The sequence below is a fragment of the Kocuria sp. TGY1127_2 genome (genome assembly GCF_013394385.1).
Classification (GTDB): domain Bacteria; phylum Actinomycetota; class Actinomycetes; order Actinomycetales; family Micrococcaceae; genus Rothia.
Map to the genome: position 1 here is coordinate 2267753 of NZ_AP022834.1, position 22217 is coordinate 2289969.

A 22217-nucleotide genomic window follows, 5' to 3' on the forward strand; every position below is an offset into this window, starting at 1 on the left:
AGTTGGCGACCGCGGAAGGGCGCATTCGAGGCCGAAGAATAATCGCTCGAGAAGAACCCCTACGGCTCAGAGTGAGTCTACCTGTGCGAGCCCCGATTCGAATGCACAAATCCACGAAATCTGTCACCGTGACCGAGATCAACAGGTAGCCTGAAAGGGTGATTTTTCCCAAGACTGGTCCCATTGTCGGTGTAGTAGGTGGCGGGCAGCTGGCCCGCATGATGGCGCCCGAGGCGAGTGAACTCGGTATCGAATTGCGTGTCCTCGCGGAATCGCCCGAGGTGTGTGCGGCGGCGGTCGTTCCGCGGTCTCCCGTCGGTGATTACACGGACCTGAGTACTCTCCGGGAATTCGCACGGAGTGTCGACGTTCTGACTTTCGACCATGAACATGTCCCGACCGACCACCTTCGTGCGCTCATTCGTGACGGCGTTGCGGTCCACCCAGGACCCGGGGCCCTCCTGCATGCGCAGGACAAGATCGAGATGCGCCGCGCCGTCGACCGTCTGGGTCTGCCCAACCCCCAGTGGGAGGCCGTGACGAGCCCCGACGAGCTGCGTGCATTCGGCGAGAGGGCGGGGTGGCCGGTTGTCCTCAAGACGCCTCGCGGTGGTTATGACGGCAAGGGGGTCATGCTTGTGGAACCGGCCGACGTCGGCTCCCCCGAGGTCGCCGACTGGTTTGCGAAGGCCGGTGACGCCGGTTGGACCGACGGCGCTCTTCTGGTCGAGGAAAAAGTCGATTTCTCGAGGGAACTCTCGGCGTTGGTCGCTCGCCGTCCCGGCGGCGAGACGTGTACCTGGGACGTCGCGGAATCCATTCAGGTCAATTCGGTGTGTGATGAGGTCATCGTTCCCGCCCCGGACATCGACTCTCAGACTGCCGGCTCAGCCCAGCAAGCGGCTTTGCTCCTCGCATCAGAGCTCGGCGTCACCGGGGTCATGGCCGCTGAGCTCTTCGAAACCCCTGGTCGTGGCCCCGGCTTTCTGGTGAACGAACTGGCCATGCGCCCGCACAACTCGGGCCACTGGACTCAGGACGGCTCGGTGACCAGTCAGTTCGAACAGCACCTCCGCGCCGTTCTGGATCTGCCCTTGGGCTCGACCGACCGCCTCGCTCAGGTGACCGTGATGAAGAACTTCCTGGGCGGAGAGAACCAGAATGTGTTCTCGGCGTATCCGGCCGTCATGGCCGAATATCCCGGGGCAAAAATCCACACCTACGGAAAATCGGTGCGACCGGGGCGCAAGGTCGGCCACATCAATGTGACCGGTCCGTCGGATGAGCTCACGCGCTTGCGTCAACTCGCGCACGGCGCCGCTACGGGCATACGAGATTACCGAGCACAAGGTCAGGTCTAGGGGCCACACGGCCTCATCAATCGTGAAGGAGCACAGAATGAGCGATACGCAAGAGACCCCACTCGTCGGGTTGGTCATGGGATCCGATTCCGACTGGCCCACGCTCGAGGCGGCGGCCGATGTTCTGGAGGACTTCGGCGTGTCCTATGAGGCCCAGGTGGTCTCGGCGCATCGAATGCCCGAAGAAATGATCGAATATGGCAAGAGCGCCGAGGAGCGGGGGTTGCGAGTGATCATCGCGGGTGCCGGTGGTGCGGCACATCTGCCGGGGATGTTGGCTTCGGTCACCTCACTGCCTGTGATCGGCGTTCCCGTTCAGCTCAAAACCCTCGACGGCATGGACTCTCTACTCTCGATCGTTCAGATGCCGGCCGGGGTTCCCGTTGCGACGGTATCGATCAATGGGGCCAAGAATGCTGGGCTGCTCGCGCTCCGAATCTTGGGGTCCGGGGATTCGCGCGACGCGCGCGAAATTCGTACGGAGCTCTCGGAATTCGCCGAGAATCTCAAGCAGAGTGCACAGGACAAGGGGGCCGCGTTGACCCAAAAAGTCGAGGCACGCCGCCAGGAGCGCGACGAAGCGAATTCTCCCTCGAGGCCCCGCCGGCCGTCCGTTCCTGCCGAAGAGCAAGTCGACGACCCGCCCGCCGGTTACGCACCGTAACCCTGGTAAACACTTTCAACTTCCCCAAATTCTCCGGCAAAGCCACGTGTTTTCGCTGGTCAAACTGTAGGATCGGGTTCGATCATGACTACTCCCCCAAGCAACCAGGATCCCTCCGACCACATCGAGGCCGCACGCGGGCTGGACGAGCACGTTGGCAGCTCGCGAATGACCGACCCCCTGCGCAATCCCCGCTCAGGTGGGGCTCTCACGCGTACCAAGAGGGCTTGGTTACTCCTGATTCTGACGACCATCATCCCAGGCTCGGCCCAGCTCGTTGCAGGTCACCGAAAGGTGGGGCGGATCGCCCTGACCGTCACGCTGACCGTGTGGGTTCTGCTGATTCTCCTGCTCCTCACGTGGCTGATCCATCGCGCCTGGGTGATCGAGCTCGTCACGGGGCGTTACATGTCGCTCGTCCTGGTCATCGTGCTCGTGGCCCTGGCGATCTTCTGGGCCTTCCTGTTCTTCGACACTTTGCGGTTGATTCGGCCCGTACTCCTGGCCAAAGGCATGCGCCCCGCTGTGATCATCGGATTCGTGGTTCTGCTGTTCGTTACTGCCGGCGGTGTCGGGTACTCGGCGTATCTGGTGAACGTGGGGCGCGGGGCCGTCAGCGGAATCTTTGCCTCCGGAGCGAAGATGAAACCCGTGGACGGCCGGTACAACTTCCTACTCATGGGTGGTGACGCGGGTGATGATCGCGTCGGTCGACGCCCCGATTCGATGACGGTCTTCAGCGTTGATGCGAAGACCGGGCAGGCCGTGACGATCTCGTTGCCGCGCAATACGCAGAATGCACAGTTCTCCAAGGATTCTCCGCTCTGGGACATCTACCCGGATGGGTACAACTGCGGCGACGAATGTATCCTCAACGCCCTGTACCCCGATGTCGCCAATGATCACAAAGACCTCTACCCGAATGCCGCTGACCCCGGAGCTGAGGCCATGAAGGATGCCGCGGAAGGCATCACCGGGCTCCCCATCCAGGCCTATGTGCTGGTGGACATGGACGGGTTCTCCAACCTCATCGACGCAATGGGCGGCATCGATATCAACGTCGGTGGACGGGTGCCGATCGGCGGCGGACACGACGAGATCACCGGCGAGCCGAACCCCATCGACGGATACATTGAGCCTGGTAAGCAGCACCTCGACGGTTTCCACGCCCTCTGGTACGGACGGTCCCGTGAGGGTGCTTCGGATTACGATCGTGAGGCCCGGCAGCGTTGCGTGCAGTCTGCAATGCTCAAACAACTCGACCCCGGCACGCTTCTGACCCGTTTCCAGGACATCTCCGACGCCGGTCAGAAAATCATTGAAACCGACATTCCCGAGAACCAGCTTCCGAGCTTCGTGGACCTTGGTCTCAAGTCCAAGGACCACGACCTGATCCAGTACGGCATGGCGCCGCCTTACTTCGCAGAGGAGTTCCCGACGTATCCCGATTTCGATGAGTTCCAGTCGTCGGTTTCGAAGGTCATTCAGGATTCCAAGGACGGCAAGACCCCGGATACCAAGGCCGCGAGCGCTCAGGAGGCCCCCGGAGGTGGGGCGAATCCCGTATCGGCTGTTTCCCCGCTTGCTGTGGCCCAGACGCTGGGCCTGAGCAGCCACAACCGGACCAATACGGCCCAGGCTGACAACCTCGATGTTCAGCTTGCCGCCGACCTCACCGAGAATGGCACCTGTTCAGTCCCGTAACTCCTAAGATGGGAAGAATGAGCACAATTCTGCAGTCCGATGCGTGGGCAAAATTTCAGCGCGATCTAGGCCATGAGGTATTCCAGAGGTCGGGTGACGGTTACTCGTACCTCGCTACCTTGGAGGGCGGGCGTACAGGGCGTTACTTGTATTGCCCGTACGGGCCGATTGCCAACTCCGCGCAGGCCTTCACTCGGGCCCTCGAGGATCTCAAGCAGCTTGCCGCCAGCAAGAAGTGCCTGTTCATCCGTGTGGAACCGACCCGCGATGAAATGTTCCCCGAAGGGGCAGACCAGGTCGAGGATCTTGAGAGCCGCGGAATGCATTTCGCGCCCCGACAGGTTCAGCCGAGTCACACGTGGATGGTTGATCTCACTCAGGACGAGGACGCGATCCTCAAGGGGATGAAGTCCACCAACCGGAACCTCCACCGGAACATTCACAAAAAGGGGGTCAGCTTCGAGGAATCGCACGATCCTGCCGACATCGCAGTTCTGCTGAAGTATTTGAACCAGACGGCGGAGCGAGTGGGATTCAACCGGCAGAAGGATGATTACCTGACGCAGGCCGCGAAGTCGCTCATGCCGCTCGGCGCCGCATCGGTCTACCTTGCTCGCGTCGATGGCGAGCCGATCGGAGCGGCGATGGTCTATGATTCCGAGGACACTCGAACCTACGCGCACGCGTCGATGTCGTACGAGCACCGCAAACTCAGTGCCAATAACCCTTTGGTCTCGACCATGATGCTCGATGCCAAGAACAAAGGGCTGACTCGGTTCGATATGTTCGGCATTGCGCCGGAGGGCGAGCCGAACCACCCGTGGGCGGGGTTCACCGGCTTCAAGAAATCATTCGGCGGCTACCCCGTGACGCTTCCGGGTACGTGGGATCTCCCGGTCAACAACCTGGCGTACAAGGCCTACCGGCTCGCGTACTCGGCTCGGGAAACCGGTTTCCCGAAGGCGAAACGCTTTGTCTCTACCGCGGCCGCCCGGGTACGGAAGACGCTGCGCCGGTAACAACCGGTCGTTATGTTCTGCTCACAGGGTCTCTTCCGACGCCGGTGAGCAGAGGCCTAGACCCCGAGACTTCCCAGCTCGACGAGTCGGGCGAACTCCGGCTCGATCTTACTGAGCCGGGCCATCGTGCCTCGGTTCTTCAACCGCCCTCCGGAGAAGAACAGAATTTCGTCCGCCTTCTTGACCGTGGAGAGACCATGGGCGATGAGGATGACGGTCATGTGTCCCCGCAACGATTCGATCGTTAACGTGATCTCGTGCTCCGTCTCGTTGTCGAGCACGTCCCGGCAGTGGACGCGCCGTCAGCCAGGAGAGGATACCGGAACGGCCCGGGGACGCGGCGAAATGCTCGCGCCCCCGGGCCGTTGCGAAATATGAGTCGGAATTACCGCTGGTACTTATCCCATTTTTCGGCAATGTGCTCAGCTTCGACCATTCGCACGGTCCCGGACTTCGACCGCATGACGATCGACTGGGTGCTGATGCGGTCGCCGAAGTAACGAACGCCACGCAGCAAATCTCCGTCGGTCACACCGGTTGCAGCGAAGAAGCAGTTATCACTTGTGACCAACTCGTTGGTTGTCAAAACGGCATCCAAGTTGTGCCCGGCGTCCAGCGCCTTCTGCTTTTCTTCGTCGTCCTTGGGCGCCAGCCGGCCCTGGATCACGCCACCGGTAGCCTTGATGGCGCAGGCCGCGACGATTCCTTCCGGGGTGCCACCGGTTCCGAGCATCACGTCCACGCCCGTGTTGTCGCGGCACGCTGCGATAGCGCCGGCGACGTCGCCGTCCAGGATCATGCGGGTTCGTGCACCGGTTGCCCGGACTTCTTCGACCAAATCCGCGTGGCGAGGCCGGTCAAGGATGCACACGGTGAGCTGGTTGATGCGCTTGCCCTTGGCCTTGGCCACCAAGTGGAGGTTTTGTTTGACGGGCAGGCGGAGATCGACGAGGTCAGCAGCCTCCGGGCCGGTCACCAGCTTTTCCATGTAGAAAACAGCGGACGGATCGAACATCGAACCACCGTCGGCCACGGCGATGACCGACAACGCGTTGTTCATGCCGAGCGCTGTGAGGCGGGTTCCGTCGACGGGGTCGACCGCGACGTCGAGGGCCGGACCGTCCCCATCACCCAGGTGTTCTCCGTTGAACAACATGGGGGCTTCGTCTTTTTCGCCTTCGCCGATCACCACGGTGCCGTTGAAGTGCACGGTTGAAAGCATGTTACGCATCGCATCAACGGCCGCACCGTCGGCCGAGTTCTTGTCCCCGGCCCCTACCCAGTTGCCGCCCGCGATCGCTGCGGCCTCGGTTACTCGAACCAGCTCGAGCGCTAGGTTGCGGTCAGCCTGGTTGTTCTGTTCGTTCGCTTCCGACACAGAGATCCTCGCCTTCGAAGTTGTCGTCCGCGACGCACCGGCCTGTGGCGCGCCACGTGGTGTCCGTGGGCCTGTCTGCCCAACACGGGTGCTCTGCCCAGCTTACTTGCTCTGCCCGACGCCGGGCTCAGGTCGCCCGATATGACGAAAGGTTGTCCCTGACGAACGCAACCCTCATTCTTCGCAGGCCGAGCTCTCGTCGCTGGGTGCGACCGTGAAAGAGCCCGCGAGTTTCATGAGTCAGCTTTGAGCATCCCTCCGGCTGCGGCAGAATAGCCGGGTGAGCGAATCCAACAACGAGAATCCCGTAGATCCATCCGGCCAGCCCTCCTCGGGCAGGGACGGCACCGACGGTGATGAGTTGCCCGTCAAACCGCAGCTCACCGAGTCTCAGGCAAAACGTCTCAACACACCCGTGCGGGCCATGGTTTTCTCGATGATCGCTCTCCTTCTGATTCTCCTCCCTTTCCTGTGGCTCGTACCCAGACCGGACAACCAGTCGTACCGGCCGGATGTGGATCTCACCAAGACCGCGCAGGAAGCCAGCGAAACCGCAGGATACGCCGTCGTCGCACCGCAGTTGGACGACTCCTGGCACGCGAATTTCGCCCGCTGGAATTCCGGTTCGGCGGACGGAGTGCCGTTCTGGGAAGCCGGATTCGTGACACCGTCCCAAGGCTTCATTACGGTCACGCAGACCAACAAGGCCAACCCGACCTGGATCTCGCAGAAGACCGACAGCGCCCCGGCCACGGGCAAGACCGATATTGACGGCGTCACGTGGAGCACCCGTGTCAAACAGGACAAAAACGGTGGGAACGAGACCACCGCATACGTGGGCGACGTCAACGGAACCACACTGATTCTCTCCGGCGATGCCGAACGGGACGAGTTCAAGGATCTGGCGCACCAGTCGTTGGAGTCCCTCAAGAACGGCGATGCCACGTCACCGTCCCCAACGAGTTCCGCGCAAAGCGGCTGACCATGCCTAATATCAACTGAAGTCGTCCACTCGCGCTGGGCTGCATGAAGAAACTCCACGAAAGGGCCCCGAACACATGTCTGAGAAGCCGGCACAGATCACTCCTCAAGAAGCGTGGAAACGACTGGCGGACGGCAACGCCAGATTCGTTGCCGGCGAGTCCCACCACCCGAATCAGGACGCCGCCCGGCGAGAATCCCTGGCCGGCGGGCAGAATCCCTTCGCCGTGATCTTCGGCTGCTCCGATTCCCGTCTCGCCGCAGAGATCATCTTCGACCTCGGCTTGGGCGACACCTTCGTCGTCCGGACCGCCGGTCAGGTGCTCAGCAACGCTTCCCTCGGTTCTCTCGAATACAGCATCACGGATCTGCAGGTTCCGCTCATGGTGGTGCTCGGCCACGACTCGTGCGGTGCGGTGACCGCCGCCAAGGATTCCTACGAGACCGGTGCTATGCCACCAGGCTTTGTCCGGAACCTGGTCGAAGAGATCATGCCGGCGGTCATCGAGACTCGTCGCAATTCCGATGCGGAAGACGTCACGCTGAACGAAATGGTCCGCACCAACACGCGGCAAGTCGCCGAGCGCATGATTGACCAGTCGAAAATCATCTCGAATGCCGTGGACGAGAACCGGACCGCGGTCATCGGCATGTTCTACCACCTCAGGGACGGGAAGGCCGAGCTCGTCTTCTCATCGCACGATCTTCAGTCCTAGAGCGGAAATAGAAGCACTGTCGGCCTAAACTGGCGGTATGGCTGAAAATACAGAATTCCGCATCGAACACGACACCATGGGCGAGGTCCGAGTACCGGTCAACGCCCTGTACAGTGCGCAGACTCAGCGTGCTGTCCAGAACTTCCCGATCTCGGGCAAAACCTTGGAGTCGGCGCACATCGCCGCTCTCGCGCGCGTCAAGAAGGCCGCGGCTCAGGCCAACTTGGAACTCGATGTCCTCGACCAGGATCGGGCCGAGGCCATCCGCAGTGCTGCGGACGAGGTGATCGCGCACCAACACGACGACGATTTTCCGATTGACGTGTTCCAGACCGGTTCCGGTACGTCCTCGAACATGAATACCAACGAAGTTCTTGCGACGTTGGCCTCCCGCGCACTCGAGGCCAAAGACATCCAAGTTCATCCGAACGACCACGTCAATGCCTCGCAGTCCTCGAACGATGTTTTCCCGACCTCGGTGCACGTCGCCGTGACAGGTGCATTGATCAATGACCTCAAGCCTGCATTGGACCAGTTGGCGACGTCGCTCGAGGACAAGGCCGAAGAGTTCAAGAACGTCGTCAAATCGGGGCGAACCCATCTCATGGATGCGACGCCAGTGACCTTGGGCCAGGAATTCTCCGGCTACGCCGCACAGATTCGTTACGGCATCGAACGCATCGACGCCGCCCTCCCCCGCGTGGCCGAGGTCCCCTTGGGCGGGACCGCCGTGGGCACGGGAATCAACACTCCGGACGGATTCTCCGCCCGCGTGATCGAGTTGCTCGCCGAGGAAACAGGCCTTCCTTTGACCGAGGCACGCAATCACTTCGAAGCGCAGGCCAACCGCGACGGCCTGGTCGAAGCTTCCGGACAGTTGCGCACCATCGCATACTCGCTCATGAAGATGTGCAATGACATTCGGTGGATGGGCTCCGGCCCCAACACCGGTTTGGGCGAGCTGCGCATCCCCGATTTGCAGCCCGGCTCCTCGATCATGCCCGGCAAGGTCAATCCCGTCATCTGCGAGGCTGTGATCCAGGTTGCGGCTCAGGTCATCGGCAACGACACCGCCGTCGCCCTATCCTCGACCAATGGCGCTTTCGAGCTGAATGTGGGCATCCCGGTCATGGCCGCCAATTTGCTCGAATCGATTCGACTCCTCGGCAATTCAACACGCGTGATGGCGGAGAAGATGATCGATGGCCTGGAGGCCAACGAAGAACGCGCCCGGTTCCTCGCCGAGGCGTCTCCTTCGACCGTGACTCCCATGAACAAGCTCATCGGTTACGAGGCCGCGGCCAAGATTGCCAAGCATGCCGTTGCCCACAAAACAACCGTGCGCGACGCAGTGATCGAGCTCGGTTATGTGGAACGCGGGGAGGTTACGGAGGAACAGCTGGATGAAGCACTAGATGTGACCAAGATGCTCGGAAACCACTAGGCTTTCGAACTACGCGCTTCGGTGCGCGTGACCGGGCCGGCGTCGTCGTGAACTTCCCGAATTTCCACGAGGACGCCGGCCCTTTTACGCCCGAAACCGCTGGCAGGGAGAGGTTCGCCCACCATGTAGCTGCACGTCACAGCAGATTTATTTGCACTCATCCCCCACGAGTGCAAAAATACACTTTGTGACAGAAAGTGAATATTTGCGAGCCGAGACTCGGAGCGACGGACTCCGCGAGCGCAAGCGATTCGAGACTCGACGAGCAATCCACGAAGCCTGTTTGGACCTCGCGGAGGAAAACGGCTTCAACGGATTCACTGTCGACGAGGCTGCAACACGAGCGGGTATTTCGCGGCGAACCTTTTTCAATTACTTTGCGAGCAAGGAAGACGCGATCTTCGACATCGAGTCTGAAGAGGTCCGCGCGGTTTATCGAGAGAGGTATCTCTCGGGTGATTACCATTCCTCGGACAGTTCCGTCGTCGGGGAAATCATCCACATGTATGCCGACATTGAGCGCACTCGTTTGGACGGTTTTAGACCCTCGCACATGCGACGCGTCAGAGGGATCATCACGGAGAATCCGAAATTGATCGACCATTTCATCAAGAAGGCCGAAGCCAATTTCCAGGAACGTTCGGAGATCCTCAGACAGAGACATCCGCATTTGTCCTCCGAAGAGCGCATGATCGCACTCAAGACCGTCGAGACGGTCCGCCACCTTTACATAGAGCATCTCGGAGAGTCCACGACGTATGGGCCGGAGAGACTCATCAAGACTTACGACGACGTCGCACGCATCGGGTTCAGCCCCGTAACGGACGCGTCGAGCATGACCCTACAGGAGAAGAATTGACCAGTACCTCCGCGCAAGGCGCGGCCCCCGCGGCGGGCAAGAAGTCGCGGCGCAACCAGCAGCTTACCAACGCTGACGGTAAGTTTCTGCTGACCAAGCGAAGGATTTGGACCATCTTCGCGGCTCTCTTGGTCGCCATGTTCTTGGCTTCCATGGACCAGACAATCGTTTCGACGGCTCTGCCCACTATTGTCGGCGACCTCGGCGGCGTCGAGCACCAGACGTGGGTCACCACGGCCTATTTATTGGCGTCCACCCTGGTCATGCCCATTTACGGCAAATTCGGTGACACCTTGGGGCGCCGCAACCTGTTCCTCATCGCGCTGGTGATTTTCACGGGCGCCTCCCTGGTCATCTCGTTGTCCACGAGCTTCTGGTTCTTCGTGATCTTCCGTGCGATTCAGGGCCTGGGCGGCGGTGGTCTGATGATTCTGGCCCAAGCGATCATCGGTGACATCATCCCCGCCAAGGAACGTGGACGCTACATGGGTGTCATGGGCTCCGTGTTCGGCATGTCCGCCGTCGTTGCCCCGCTGCTGGGCGGGTTCTTCGTGGACCACCTGACGTGGCAGTGGTGCTTCTACGTCAACGTTCCGCTCGGCGTCGTAGCGCTGATCGTCGCGATGGTGTTCCTGAAGCTGCCGTCCCATCGCCCGGAACATCGGATCGACATCCTGGGTGTCATTTTCTTGTCGATCACCACGACGTGTTTGATCTTCTTCACCGATTTCGGCGGATCCGACGCCCACGGTTGGGACGCGATCGAGACCTGGATGTGGGGCGCCGGTGCGCTCTTGGCTGGCTTCGTCTTCGTGTTGACCGAGTCCAAGGCCAGCGACCCGATCATTCCGCTCACCCTGTTCAAGAACCGGATCTTCATCGTCGCGACGGCGATCGGATTCTTCCTGGGTATGTGCATGTTCGCGGCCCTCGCCTTCATCCCGACCTTCCTTCAGATGTCGACCGGGACGTCGGCCGCGGCCTCTGGGCTGCTGATGCTGCCGATGATGGTGGGCCTGATGCTCACCTCGATCGTCTCGGGTAATTTGATCTCGAAGACCGGCAAGTACAAGGCCTATCCGCTCATCGGGACCCTGGTGACCTCGGCCGTGATGGTATGGATGACCTCACTGACGGCAGATACCCCGGTGTGGGTCATCTGCGCGATGCTCTTCAGCTTCGGCTTCGGCCTGGGACTCATCATGCAGGTTGTCGTACTGGTCGTCCAGAACTCGGTTCCCTTCACCCAGTTGGGTACGGCCACGAGCGCGAACAACTACTTCCGTGAGATGGGGTCTTCGGTTGGCGTCGCAATCTTCGGTGCGATGTTTACCTCGCAGCTGTCGACGAAGCTCGGCGATCTGTTCACGTCGTTGCCGCCGGAAGCTGCGCAAGGAGCCGGCGCTGAAGGCGCTGGTGGGAACTCTGCTTCGTCCTTGACCCCGCAAATGCTCAACGATATGCCCGATTTCCTGAGGGATGGCGTGGTTCGTGCATACGCAGAGTCGTTGGCACCCGTATTCTGGTATCTCCTGCCCTTCATGGCCTTGGCATTCGTCCTCGCGTTCTTCCTCAAGGAGATTCCGCTCCGTTCGGTCTCCGGAATGGTCGCCAGGGGCGAAGCCATTGACGGCGAAGAAGCAGAGGTTGCCTACCAAGGCCTGATGACCGGTAGTTTCCCCGTCGTTTCAACCAACGCCGCCTCAGACTCGGATGGTGCGACCGAAGAGTCAGAATCCTCGGATCCCTCCGAGGACGACACCGTCAAGGGATACAGGGGACGTCACGCCGCGCGAGTCGACTCGGAGGACGAGTCCGCCGTGCACCAGTCCACCGAACGCTAGGAAACACACGCAAAACCGCGGAAATGTTCCGCACAACACTATTCCGCCCCCCTTCTGTGTGATTCGACCCTCAAGAAGGCCCGGGGCGGAATAGTCTGTTTAAAGGCCTAGTTGAAGTGAGTAGAAGCGTGATTGAGTTAGGTCGAATCCGATCGACAAAGAATCGAGGAACATTGAAACTCGCAGAACAGATCGTGAAGCAACTGGTCGAGGCCGGCGTCCACCGTATCTACGGTATCGTCGGTGACTCCCTCAACCCCATCGTGGACGCCGTGCGCGCCACAGGCGGCGCAAAGAAAGGCGGCATCGACTGGGTGCATGTCCGCCACGAAGAAGCTGCCGCATTCGCCGCCGGTGCGGAGGCCCAGTTGACCGGTGAACTCGCCGTGTGCGCCGGTTCCTGTGGTCCGGGCAACCTCCACCTCATCAACGGGCTCTTTGACGCGAACCGCTCCCAGGCCCCCGTCCTTGCCATCGCCTCACAGATTCCCAGCGTTCAGATCGGTCAGGGCTACTTCCAGGAAACCCATCCCGACCGCCTGTTCGAACAGTGCAGCGTCTACAACGAGTTGGTCTCCACGACTGACCAGGCTCCGCGTGTTTTCTCGACCGCGATCCGCTACGCGGTCGGACAGTCCGGAGTTTCCGTGGTGACCCTCCCGGGCGACCTCGCAGATGAAGACGCCACCGCAGAGGCACCGGCCATCGGCAACCTCCGCCGCTCCCCGAAGGTTCCTTCGGATGCGACGATTGCCGAGTTCGCTACTGAGATCAACAACGCCAACAAGGTTGCTCTTTTCGTCGGTGCCGGCGCCAAGGGCGCCCACGACGTCGTCGTCGAATTGGCCGACAAGATCGCAGCCCCCATCGGGCACTCCCTGCGCGGCAAGGACTTCATTCAGTACGACAATCCGTTCGACGTCGGTATGACGGGTCTGCTGGGCTATGGTGCCGCCGCGGAAGGCATTCACGACGCCGACCTGATGATCATGCTCGGCACGGACTTCCCGTACGACCAGTTCCTCCCGGACACCAAGACCATCCAGGTCGACATCGCGCCCGAGCGCATGGGCCGACGCACCAACGTGGATCTCCAGATCGAAGGCAGCGTCCTGGAGACGCTGGAGAAGCTGCTGCCCGCCGTCGATCGCAAGACGGATCGCAAGTTCCTGGAGAAGCTGCTCAAGCGGCACGACACCATCATGAACAAGGCCGTCGGCGCGTACACCCGCAACGTGGAGAAGCACAAGCCGATCCACCCGGAGTACGCCGCTTCCCTGCTGGACCAGGTCGCAGACAGGGACGCGATCTTCACCGCAGATACCGGCATGTGCAACGTCTGGTCCGCTCGGTACATCAACCCGCTCGGAACCCGGCGATTGATCGGCTCCTACTTGCACGGGTCGATGGCGAACGCTTTGCCGCAGGCCGTGGGCGCACAGGTCGCCTTCCCCGACCGTCAGGTCATTTCGATGTCAGGTGACGGCGGCCTCTCGATGCTCTTGGGCGAACTCGCGACCGCCTCGATGTACCAGTTGCCGCTGAACATCGTGGTGTTCAACAACTCGACGCTTGGCATGGTCAAGATGGAGATGATGGTCGATGGTCTGCAGGACTACGGCGTCGACGTGCCCGACATCAACTACGCCGACGTGGCCAAGGCGATGGGTTTCCACGCGATTCGCGTGACCGATCCCCGGAAGCTGCAAAAGGCCTACGAAGATGCCCTCGCATACAACGGCCCGAGCGTCGTGGAGGTCATCACGGATCCGCTGGCCCTCTCGGTTCCCCCGCAGATCAATAACAGCATGGTCTTCGGCTTCGCGACCGCGATGTCCAAGATCGTGTTCAACCGCGGCGCGGGTGAGGCCGTTTCGATGGCCCGTTCGAATATGCGCAATATCAATGCGCTGAGGTAGAAACCGACCTCACATAACAGCGTTGCGTGAAAAAGTCCCCTCTCTGAGACCGCCTTTTTCACGCAACGCTTTTTTCGTTCACTACTCGAGGCCCTCCAAAGAAAACTCTGTACGGCCGGTGAATTCGGAGGCCGATCGAATCCGGTAACGCATCCGCTCGCTCATCTCCGGGAGGTCATCGAGGTCGGCCCATGCGACTTCCGTGGATTCCTCGTCGTTCACGCGAGCCGTTCCGGAAACGTAGCGGCATCGGAAAGTCAGATCGAGGAACTGAGCACGGTCTCCATTGGTGAAAGTTTGCGGCGGGTTGGCCTTGACCGATGCGAGGCCTTCGACTTCAATCACGACGCCGGCTTCTTCCTCGGCCTCGCGGATGGCCGTTACCGCGGGCTCTTCTCCCGGGTCCACGATTCCGGTGATGGGAGTCCACGCGCCGTTGTCCGAGCGGCGGCACAAAAGGACTCGACCTCGCTCATCGAAAATCACGGCCGTCACTCCGGGCATCCACAATGGGTCATGCCCGATCTTCTCGCGCAGTGACAAGATGAAGTCCGGTGTGGGCATGTGGGCTTGCTCCTTCTGGAGACGACGTCGACATCAGCACCCACCTTACTCGCGGTCGTTCACACCATGCTTTCGGGCAAGGCCAACCATGCCGCGGCCGAGCAGCCACCCATCCATGGGCCCAGGGCGACATGCCCATGGGGCTCGGTCCTCCGCAGAATGAGCAGAAATAACGCCCACAGGCCGCATGCGCAGAAAGTCAGCACAACGCCCGCAACCGCGTGAGGAACCGATACAAAGCCGCACACCCCACCGAGCAGCGGCGCCAACCTAATATCTCCACGCCCGACGGATCGCGGGGATAGCAAGCGCATGGCCGCATAAACCCCTCCTGTCACCAGTGCACCGAGGAACGACGTGATCATCCGATCGGCCTCGTCCGCACACCAGGCGGCCACGAAGAGCCCACCGCCCAACACGGGGTACAGAGGCCGGACTATACGCCGCGGCAGGAGGTGCTCATGCGCGTCGATCCAGCTCAACCGTCCAATGGCGAGCACGTAGATCGCAATGCAGATGCCGCCGAGCGCTCCGGCGGCGATGCCGGGGCCGCCTCTGCCCCACCACGAGCAGATCACATCGATCATTGGCTGCTCTAGGATCCGAAGCGGCGCTGCCGTCCTGCGTAGTCCCTCAAAGCGCGCAGGAAATCAACGCGGCGGAAATCAGGCCAGAGGGCTTCGCAGAAATAGAATTCGCTGTAGGCCGACTGCCAGACCATGAACCCGGAGAGCCTCTGCTCGCCCGAAGTGCGAATCACCAGGTCGGGATCGGGCTGGCCCCTCGTGTAGAGATAGCTTGAAATGTCGTCCGCGGTGAGACCTTCGGCGACGTCGGCGATATCGCGACCGGCGTGGACGGCGTCGCTCAGCAATTCCCGAACGGCATCGACGATCTCTTGGCGTCCGCCATACCCGACAGCAATATTCACGTGCAGTCCGTCCACGTCAGCGGTCTGTTCCGTGACACCCGCGACTGTCTCCGGCAGCCCCTCGGGAAGCAGATTCAGAGCCCCGACCGGTTGCAGACGCGCGATTCGGCTCTTGCCAAGCTCATGCAGAAGATCGTCAATGACCCCGATGAGGTCCCCCAGTTCGGAGGCAGGGCGCTTCAGGTTCTCGGTCGAAAGCATATAGAGGGTCACGACGTTGATTCCGAGCTCACGGCACCATCCGAGGAATTCTATGATGCGCTCGGCGCCTTTCTGATGGCCGTGTTTGGTGGTTTGGCCCATGAGGGCCGCCCAACGGCGGTTCCCGTCCACCATGACGCCGACATGGTGGGGCAAGCGTTCAGAAGGTATAGAAGCCGCCAGATTGCGCTCGTACACGCTGTACAGAGGCTTGACTAGCTTCATGATGTTCCTTTGACCCGAGAGGTTTATATGGCAGATCCCAACGTCGTTCAGCAACCGACCAAAGATCCTTTGTGGCTTAACCGTACCTTCTCTCGCCCCTGCCCGATGTGCACGTCCACAGTCACACAGGCGCTTCACGATGCACCCTAATAGACTTCACATGAACCGCCCGCGCTCGAGAGGACCCTACGCATGAGCTCGAACTCAAATCGACAAGGACCGACCGGAGGGTCCAGGCCGGCCAGTGGTAACGCGGGTTCACATCACCAGAAGTCGTTCGGGAAGAATGCCGGCCCTGCCGCTCGTGCGGCAACAGCGAAGGCTGAGGACGTCGCCACTGCGGCGGCGGATCGCTTTCACGACGTTCTGGAACGCAAACCCCTGTGGCGGGGATGGATTCACTCGTCCTTCGCACCCGTGGCATTCGCCGCAGGGATCGTCCTGATCGTCCTGGCCGGAGGCGGTGCGCGTTCGGCTGCTTGCGCCGTATTCGGATTGACCAGCGTCGTGCTCTTCTCGGTTTCCGGGATGTACCACCGCGCCTACTGGCAGGACAAGGCACGGATGGCTTTCAAAAGGTTGGATCACTCCAACATTTCTCTGGTCATCGCCGGAACCTATACGCCGCTGGCGCTGACGTTGTTGGATCAGCCGCGGACCGCAATCCTGCTCTGGAGCGTTTGGGCCTGCGCGCTTTTGCTCATCGTCTTCCGGGTTTTCTGGACCGGAGCACCGCGGATGCTCTACACACCGTTGTACGTGGTTATGGGGCTCATGGCCCTGTTCTACATGGCCGATTTCTGGTCGGTCAGTCCCGTAGCGACAATCCTCATCTGCGTGGGCGGAGTCTTCTACATCGTCGGGGCGGTCTTCTACGCTCTCAAACGACCCGTGCTCTCACCTCAAGTCTTCGGGTTTCACGAGCTGTTTCACGTCTGCACGATCCTCGGCTTCGCATGCCACTACATCGCGGTGGTCTTCTCGATCTACGTATGAGCGGTTCTAGTTGCGTCTTTCTCGGCTCGATCCCGAGTCGGGGTGTTGATCGGCATTGTGGTTCCCGTGTGCGGTCGGATCCCGGTCGGATTCCTCGACGTCGGAGGCCGTTTCGGTGCCGGCCTGCTCGGCAGCTTCTCGCTCTTCCGCCTCACGTGCCATCGCATAGTCGAAACGGTTCTTGAGGCGACGTTGTCTCCGGGTGTGGTCGAGAGCCACCAGTATGATCAGAACCGCCAACAGCAGCGTCAGCAGAAAACCCACGACGCCGGGCGAGACCTGATTTGCGTCCAGGCCCGGTTTCAGGCTCGGCGACTCTCCATCAGCGAGAAGTCCCGCGGAAAGATGCACAACGGTAGAGCTGGCGTTCATCATGAGGGTTGATCATTTCCTAAACGAGTAGCCGGAGCCTGTTTGTAGTCGATGCCCTCGGCGAAGCTGAATTCCGGAAGTTCCGTCTCAACCCGGTTCGCGGCGAGCACGTAGTCTTCATACGGCCAAATCTCCCGCTGCAGGTCGTTGGTGACGGCGAAGAAGAAGCCGTCGGGGTCGACCTGAGAAACGTGCGATTTCAGGGCCTGGTCCCGGACGTCGAAGCAATCCGAGCACGGAATCTGTGTCGTGGTCTGATGACGCGAAACCGGTGGTGCACCTTCCGGCTCAGACTCGGTGAACATCGCGATGCGCTCGGCGAAAGGCGACTCCATGCCACGTTCTTCCAGGGCCTTGTGGAAAGCCAGAAAGCGATCCACGTTGAAGGCGCGGTCGTAATAGAGCTTGAGCGGCTCCCACGCGTCTCCCTCGGCGAGGTAGCGGCGAGGGTCGCCGGCGGCTTCCCACGCCTCGATGGCGACCTTGTGCGCCATGATGTGGTCCGGATGCGGATAACCGCCGTTCTCGTCATAGGCAAGGATCACATGGGGCTGGAATTCGCGGACCACACGAATCAACGGAGCGGCCGCACGTTCCAACGGGGTCTTCGCGAAGCATCCCCACGGCAGAGGAGGAAGCGGATCACCTTCCGGCAGTCCGGAGTCCATGAAGCCGAGCCAACGGTGTTCGACCCCGAGGGCTTCTCGGGCGCCTGCCATCTCTCGGTGCCTCAGCCCTGCCAGGTCCCAGTGCGATCTCGGGTTCTCCTCGACGCCTGGGTTCAGAATCGACCCGCGCTCTCCACCGGTACATGAGACAACCATCACACGGGCTCCGCGACGCGCGTACGCGGCCATTGATGCCGCACCTTTGCTCGACTCGTCGTCAGGGTGCGCATGAACCGCGAGAATTCTCAGGCCGGTGTAGTCCGACTCGAGCTCGTGCTGCCCAGAGCGCTTCGCCTGTGTCGAGGCAGATTCTTGAGCGCTTGTCACGTACTGACACCTCATTCTTTTCGATACAGTAGAGAGTACTTCACGGTTCCCGTCCGCAGCCCCCTGCGCCTTTGCAGGACTCACACGGGCGGGCCCGCAGACTATGGACAGGTTTTCCCCAAATTGACCACTTCCACTCTAGACCAGCGATACGGCAAGAACCGTTCTGCACGTCATCTCTCCAAACGTGCATGGTGGGGCATCGTCGCCGTGCTTGTAGTGCTGGCGGCTGTATTCGTGGCGTGGCTCGCGTACGGAAACTCACAAGCACCGTCCTTCAAGGAAGTGAGCTTCGACGACTCCCGCGCTGATGCAGTCACGCTCGATTTCGAGCTAACCAAGGAACCTGATCAACAAGTCACCTGCGCCGTTCAGGCTCTCAACGACCAGCACGCGATCGTGGGCTGGAAAGAGATCACCATCGGCGATGTCCCGGCCGATCAGCTCAAGAACAAGACCTCGACCCACAGGGTCAGCCTTCGCACTACTTCACAAGCCCATACGGCGACCGTGGATTCCTGCTGGAAGTCAAGCTAAAAGATTAGTTTTCAGTTCCGTGCGTCACTAGCTACAATTGAACCTTGACGTCTCCCGCCATGGGTTTGCCCTGGCGGGTTTTATCTATCCGTTCAGACGCCGTGTGGGGAGGTCAACACCTTCCTCGCAGGAACCACCGTGAAAAAATCGCGGCCGCGGCGTCGCACCAAGGAGACATCATGTCAGAAGAAACCACCGAAAATGGCACGTGGCTGACCCAGGAGGCTTACGACCGCCTCCAGGCCGAACTCGATGATCGTGAGGGTCCCAAGCGCCAGGAGATCGTCGACCGCATCGAAGCTGCTCGCGAAGAGGGCGACCTGCGCGAGAACGGTGGCTACCATGCGGCCAAGGAAGAGCAAGGCAAGAATGAGGGCCGCATCGCCCAGTTGCGTTACTTGCTCGAGAACGCCGAAGTCGGTGCCAAGCCCGCGGACGACGGCGTCGTCGAATCCGGCATGCTTGTCGAAGCGGAAATCGGCGGCAAGAAGCTGACCTTCCTCCTCGGCAGCCGCGAGGTCGCCGAGACACTCGTGGGCGACCAGGACATCCAGGTCTTCTCCGAGAAGTCCCCCATGGGTCAGGCTATCCACGGCCACAAGGTCGGCGACCAGCTGTCCTACAAGGCACCCAACGGAAAGGACATTCAGTTGAAGGTCCTCTCGGCCAAGCCGTACTAGTCCATCCGTCCCAGACGTCATGAAAAATCCGGACCCGCTTGTCGGCGGGTCCGGATTTTTGTGGTGTAAGAGCATCTGCGGGGCGGATTGGCCCCCGCAGAGATCACGTCGTCAGCCGACGACCATCGGTGTGAAACCCTCGGCTTCCAGAGCCTGAAGCACTTCGTTGCTGTGCTCCTCCCCTTTTGTCTCCATGTCGATCGTGATGGATACGTCTCCCATTGACAGCGAACCGCCGACGCGCGTGTGGTCCACACCCGTCACGTTTGCATCGCAGTCCGAGATGATACGGGAAATGTCGCGCAGCTCCCCCGGGTGGTCGGTCAACATGATCTTGACCGTCAGGTAGCGTCCTGCAGCCGAGAGACCCCGCTGGATCACCTTCAGCATCAGCATGGGATCGATGTTGCCGCCCGAGAGCAGGCAAACGGTTGAGCCGAGGTTGCCGTATTTCTCGTTGAGTTTGCCATTCATCAAGGCGGCGACTCCGACGGCTCCGGCCGGTTCGACCACGAGCTTATTGCGCTCGATCAGGAAGATGAGAGCACGGGCGAGGTCGTCTTCGGAAACCGTGACGACGTCGTCGACGAGCTCTTTGATGATGGAGAAGGGCAACTGGCCCGGACGGCCGACCGCAATACCGTCTGCGATCGTCGAGACCTTCTTGAGCGGGACCAAAGCGTCCGCGGCCAGGGACGGCGGATAGGCGGCCGCGTGCTCGGCCTGAACGCCGATCACCCGGATCTTCTTGCCGGTTCTGGCCTCATGGTTCTTGGCCGCGACGGCCACGCCGGCCAGAAGACCGCCACCGCCGACGCCGGTGATGATGGTGTCCACCTCGGGCACTTGGTCGATAATTTCGGTGCCGAGCGTTCCCTGGCCCGCCACGATGTTCTTGTTGTCGAAAGGGTGAACGAACACTGCGCCCGTCTCGTCCGAGTATCGTTGAGCCTCGGCCAAGGCCTCGTCCACCGTGTCTCCGTGGAGGATAACCTCCGCACCGTGGCCTTGGGTCGCGGCTATCTTCGGCAGCGCAGCACCCTGTGGCATATAAATACGAGCGGTGATTCCCAATTTCGACGCCGCCAACGCAACTCCTTGCGCGTGGTTGCCGGCGGACGCCGCGACCACGCCCGCGGCCTTCTCCTCGTCGCTGAGCTGGGCAATACGGTTGTAGGCGCCTCGCACCTTGAATGATCCGGAACGCTGCAGGTTCTCGCACTTGAAATAAACCGGCGAACCGATCTTCCGTTCGAGCGCTCGAGAATGCGCAATAGGAGTCCTCTCAATGATCCCTTCCACAAGCTGGGCCGCTTGTTCTATGTCCTCGATCTGGACAGGGAGATTTTCCAAAGGGGTCACTGATCCATCCTTACTTCGGATACTGCGGTCATGGGCGGTGGCCCACTCACGACAAATTACTTTCCTGAGGACGCCTGAGTCGAGGGTGACCCCTCATCGTCCGCGTTCTGGACGTCCGGCGCATCGGCGTCGGCCGCGGGGGCTTTCGTGGAACCGTTGCTCTTGGAGAGCCTTTCCTTGACCTTCTGGGCCGCGGACTTCTTTTGAGCCCGCTGTATCTCCCAGTCAAAGGCGTACGGGGTGGTTCGAATATTGGGGTCATCCTCCCATTCCCGGTTGGCCAGGTAACGGATCACGGTGTTCACCACAGCGAGAACAGGAACGGCGAAAAGCGCGCCGATGATGCCCAGGACCATTGATCCGAGGGCCACCGCGAGTACAACCGCCAGAGGATGCAGGGAAACGGCTTTGCCCATGACGAGCGGCTGAAGAATGTGGGACTCGACCTGCTGGACCAGAAGAACCGCGGCCAGCATGATGACCGCGTTGATCGGTCCATTGGCAACCAGGGCCAGCAATACGGCCACCGCGCCGGAGACGAGGGCGCCGATAACCGGTATGAATGAGCTCAGGAACACCAGGACGCCCAGAGGGAAAGCCAGCGGCACACCGAGGATCAGGGCGGCGAGTCCAATACCCAACGCATCGACGAACGCCACGAGGACCTGCACACGGGTGTAGGAAACCAGAGAGTGCCATCCTCGGCGTCCCGCGCCGTTGACCGCCTGCCGGGCCTTTCGGGGGAAGAACTTCAACATGAAGAGCCAGATCTTCTCTCCTTCGAGCAAGAAGAAGATCAGCGTGAACAGCATGATCAGCAAACCGGTGCCGACTTCTCCGGCGGTCGAGCCGACGGCCGCCGCACCGCTCATGAGCTGACTGGAGTTCTCTTTGGCCGTGGTGGTCAGCGAACTGATGGCGTTGTCGACTTGGTCCACCGACAGCTGCAATGGCCCGTCGGAGAGCCACTGCATGAGTTCGTGATAGCCGGTGACGAGTTGATCGGAGAGCTGGGAGAAACCTTTGACCAACTGCTGACCGACCAGGGTCAAAAGAGCGAGGACCAGAACGATTGCGCCCAGTTCAACGATCGCGGTGGCTATACCGGCTCGCACTTTCTTCCCCCGAAGCCACAACACGAAGGGAGAAAGCAGCCCGGCAATCAATGCGGCCACCAGAACCGAAATAATAACGGTGCTCACCGAACGCGAGAGGAAGACGACGACACCCGCCATCGCCAAAATCACGATGATCCGCCACGACCAGGCGGCCGCGACATTGAGCGCGTATGGGATATCGGGGCCGTTCGATGGGCGCTCCGAGCCTCCGTTCTTGGCCCCACGGACTTCTGAGATGTTTTCTGCGGTCACGTTCGAACTCGAGTTCATAGATTTCATCATAGAGGTGATGGTGGTTCTTTCTCTGAAGACGACACCGGGGCCTCACCTTTCAGGTGAGGCCCCGG

22 protein-coding genes are annotated in these 22217 nt (G+C 60.8%); 13 read left to right on the plus strand and 9 right to left on the minus strand.

Annotated elements, in window-relative coordinates; genetic code table 11:
- The first annotated feature begins 218 nt into the window (after positions 1-218).
- From sake_RS10180 to sake_RS10195, 4 genes are all read left to right on the plus strand, one after another.
- Positions 219-1361: a 5-(carboxyamino)imidazole ribonucleotide synthase gene (locus tag sake_RS10180; RefSeq protein ID WP_243155775.1), complete on the plus strand. Its 1143-nt coding sequence runs from the start codon at positions 219-221 to the stop codon at positions 1359-1361.
- A gap of 37 nt (positions 1362-1398) precedes the next feature.
- Positions 1399-2025 (plus strand): 5-(carboxyamino)imidazole ribonucleotide mutase, encoded by a 627-nt coding sequence (gene purE, locus sake_RS10185; protein WP_178945978.1) that lies wholly within the window; start codon positions 1399-1401, stop codon positions 2023-2025.
- A gap of 84 nt (positions 2026-2109) precedes the next feature.
- Positions 2110-3729: an LCP family protein gene (locus tag sake_RS10190; RefSeq protein WP_129360718.1), complete on the plus strand. Its 1620-nt coding sequence runs from the start codon at positions 2110-2112 to the stop codon at positions 3727-3729.
- A 17-nt stretch (positions 3730-3746) separates the two neighbouring features.
- The gene (locus tag sake_RS10195; RefSeq protein ID WP_178945979.1) at positions 3747-4748 is read left to right on the plus strand and encodes a peptidoglycan bridge formation glycyltransferase FemA/FemB family protein; all 1002 of its coding nucleotides are present in this window, start codon (positions 3747-3749) and stop codon (positions 4746-4748) included.
- A gap of 56 nt (positions 4749-4804) precedes the next feature.
- Here the strand turns inward: sake_RS10195 and sake_RS10200 are convergent, their stop codons facing one another.
- Positions 4805-5029, minus strand: a complete 225-nt coding sequence (locus sake_RS10200; protein ID WP_129360720.1) for a hypothetical protein — start codon at positions 5027-5029, stop codon at positions 4805-4807.
- 104 nt (positions 5030-5133) lie between these two features.
- A complete protein-coding gene (gene glpX, locus sake_RS10205; RefSeq protein WP_129360721.1) occupies positions 5134-6126 on the minus strand; it encodes a class II fructose-bisphosphatase in 993 nt (330 codons plus the stop codon).
- 280 nt (positions 6127-6406) lie between these two features.
- On the opposite strand from glpX, the gene sake_RS10210 reads away from it, so the two are divergent.
- The 6 genes from sake_RS10210 to sake_RS10235 all read left to right on the plus strand — a co-directional run bounded on the left by sake_RS10210 (position 6407) and on the right by sake_RS10235 (position 13889).
- On the plus strand, positions 6407-7108 hold the full coding sequence (locus sake_RS10210) for a DUF4245 domain-containing protein (protein WP_178945980.1): 702 nt from the start codon (positions 6407-6409) through the stop codon (positions 7106-7108).
- A gap of 76 nt (positions 7109-7184) precedes the next feature.
- Positions 7185-7823: a carbonic anhydrase gene (locus tag sake_RS10215; RefSeq protein WP_178945981.1), complete on the plus strand. Its 639-nt coding sequence runs from the start codon at positions 7185-7187 to the stop codon at positions 7821-7823.
- A gap of 37 nt (positions 7824-7860) precedes the next feature.
- Positions 7861-9267, plus strand: coding sequence for a class II fumarate hydratase (locus tag sake_RS10220; protein ID WP_178945982.1), 1407 nt, complete (start codon positions 7861-7863; stop codon positions 9265-9267).
- Between the two features lie 187 nt (positions 9268-9454).
- A complete protein-coding gene (locus sake_RS10225; RefSeq protein ID WP_238147715.1) occupies positions 9455-10126 on the plus strand; it encodes a TetR/AcrR family transcriptional regulator in 672 nt (223 codons plus the stop codon).
- An 86-nt stretch (positions 10127-10212) separates the two neighbouring features.
- The gene (locus sake_RS10230; RefSeq protein WP_238147736.1) at positions 10213-11970 is read left to right on the plus strand and encodes an MDR family MFS transporter; all 1758 of its coding nucleotides are present in this window, start codon (positions 10213-10215) and stop codon (positions 11968-11970) included.
- A 173-nt stretch (positions 11971-12143) separates the two neighbouring features.
- Positions 12144-13889: a pyruvate dehydrogenase gene (locus sake_RS10235; RefSeq protein ID WP_129360725.1), complete on the plus strand. Its 1746-nt coding sequence runs from the start codon at positions 12144-12146 to the stop codon at positions 13887-13889.
- An 81-nt stretch (positions 13890-13970) separates the two neighbouring features.
- Here sake_RS10235 and sake_RS10240 read toward each other — a convergent pair whose 3' ends face one another.
- Genes sake_RS10240 through sake_RS10250 form a run of 3 tightly spaced genes read right to left on the minus strand, consistent with a single transcriptional unit; the run spans position 13971 to position 15810 of the window.
- Positions 13971-14453, minus strand: a complete 483-nt coding sequence (locus sake_RS10240) for an NUDIX domain-containing protein (protein ID WP_129360726.1) — start codon at positions 14451-14453, stop codon at positions 13971-13973.
- A gap of 59 nt (positions 14454-14512) precedes the next feature.
- Positions 14513-15040, minus strand: a complete 528-nt coding sequence (locus tag sake_RS10245) for a prepilin peptidase (protein WP_129360727.1) — start codon at positions 15038-15040, stop codon at positions 14513-14515.
- Between the two features lie 8 nt (positions 15041-15048).
- A complete protein-coding gene (locus sake_RS10250; protein WP_129360728.1) occupies positions 15049-15810 on the minus strand; it encodes an isoprenyl transferase in 762 nt (253 codons plus the stop codon).
- A gap of 192 nt (positions 15811-16002) precedes the next feature.
- Here sake_RS10250 and sake_RS10255 point away from each other — a divergent pair, with 192 nt between their 5' ends.
- Positions 16003-16806, plus strand: a complete 804-nt coding sequence (locus sake_RS10255; protein ID WP_129360729.1) for a hemolysin III family protein — start codon at positions 16003-16005, stop codon at positions 16804-16806.
- 6 nt (positions 16807-16812) lie between these two features.
- Here sake_RS10255 and sake_RS10260 read toward each other — a convergent pair whose 3' ends face one another.
- Positions 16813-17181, minus strand: a complete 369-nt coding sequence (locus sake_RS10260) for a hypothetical protein (protein ID WP_238147716.1) — start codon at positions 17179-17181, stop codon at positions 16813-16815.
- A complete protein-coding gene (gene mca / locus sake_RS10265) occupies positions 17178-18095 on the minus strand; it encodes a mycothiol conjugate amidase Mca (RefSeq protein WP_243155776.1) in 918 nt (305 codons plus the stop codon). The genes sake_RS10260 and mca overlap by 4 nt, the downstream gene beginning before the upstream one ends.
- Before the next feature lie 201 nt (positions 18096-18296).
- Between mca and sake_RS10270 the strand changes: the two genes are divergently transcribed.
- Together sake_RS10270 and greA are read left to right on the plus strand one after the other, a co-directional pair.
- Positions 18297-18710: a DUF4307 domain-containing protein gene (locus sake_RS10270; protein WP_238147717.1), complete on the plus strand. Its 414-nt coding sequence runs from the start codon at positions 18297-18299 to the stop codon at positions 18708-18710.
- Between the two features lie 179 nt (positions 18711-18889).
- On the plus strand, positions 18890-19390 hold the full coding sequence (greA, locus tag sake_RS10275) for a transcription elongation factor GreA (protein ID WP_129360732.1): 501 nt from the start codon (positions 18890-18892) through the stop codon (positions 19388-19390).
- A gap of 111 nt (positions 19391-19501) precedes the next feature.
- Here the strand turns inward: greA and ilvA are convergent, their stop codons facing one another.
- Both ilvA and sake_RS10285 read right to left on the minus strand, forming a co-directional pair.
- The gene (gene ilvA, locus sake_RS10280) at positions 19502-20752 is read right to left on the minus strand and encodes a threonine ammonia-lyase (protein ID WP_178945985.1); all 1251 of its coding nucleotides are present in this window, start codon (positions 20750-20752) and stop codon (positions 19502-19504) included.
- Between the two features lie 56 nt (positions 20753-20808).
- Positions 20809-22140, minus strand: a complete 1332-nt coding sequence (locus sake_RS10285) for an AI-2E family transporter (RefSeq protein ID WP_129360734.1) — start codon at positions 22138-22140, stop codon at positions 20809-20811.
- Between the last annotated feature and the right edge of the window lie 77 nt (positions 22141-22217).

Excerpts from the sequence above, each read along its gene's own strand:
- sake_RS10180 (WP_243155775.1), top strand. The coding sequence starts at position 219 with ATGATGGCGCCCGAGGCGAGTGAACTCGGTATCGAATTGCGTGTCCTC.
- purE (WP_178945978.1), top strand. The coding sequence starts at position 1,399 with ATGAGCGATACGCAAGAGACCCCACTCGTCGGGTTGGTCATGGGATCC.
- sake_RS10190 (WP_129360718.1), top strand. The coding sequence starts at position 2,110 with ATGACTACTCCCCCAAGCAACCAGGATCCCTCCGACCACATCGAGGCC.
- sake_RS10195 (WP_178945979.1), top strand. The coding sequence starts at position 3,747 with ATGAGCACAATTCTGCAGTCCGATGCGTGGGCAAAATTTCAGCGCGAT.
- sake_RS10215 (WP_178945981.1), top strand. The coding sequence starts at position 7,185 with ATGTCTGAGAAGCCGGCACAGATCACTCCTCAAGAAGCGTGGAAACGA.
- sake_RS10220 (WP_178945982.1), top strand. The coding sequence starts at position 7,861 with ATGGCTGAAAATACAGAATTCCGCATCGAACACGACACCATGGGCGAG.
- sake_RS10240 (WP_129360726.1), bottom strand. The coding sequence starts at position 14,453 with ATGCCCACACCGGACTTCATCTTGTCACTGCGCGAGAAGATCGGGCAT.
- sake_RS10245 (WP_129360727.1), bottom strand. The coding sequence starts at position 15,040 with ATGATCGATGTGATCTGCTCGTGGTGGGGCAGAGGCGGCCCCGGCATC.
- sake_RS10250 (WP_129360728.1), bottom strand. The coding sequence starts at position 15,810 with ATGAAGCTAGTCAAGCCTCTGTACAGCGTGTACGAGCGCAATCTGGCG.
- sake_RS10255 (WP_129360729.1), top strand. The coding sequence starts at position 16,003 with ATGAGCTCGAACTCAAATCGACAAGGACCGACCGGAGGGTCCAGGCCG.
- sake_RS10260 (WP_238147716.1), bottom strand. The coding sequence starts at position 17,181 with ATGATGAACGCCAGCTCTACCGTTGTGCATCTTTCCGCGGGACTTCTC.
- greA (WP_129360732.1), top strand. The coding sequence starts at position 18,890 with ATGTCAGAAGAAACCACCGAAAATGGCACGTGGCTGACCCAGGAGGCT.
- sake_RS10285 (WP_129360734.1), bottom strand. The coding sequence starts at position 22,140 with ATGAACTCGAGTTCGAACGTGACCGCAGAAAACATCTCAGAAGTCCGT.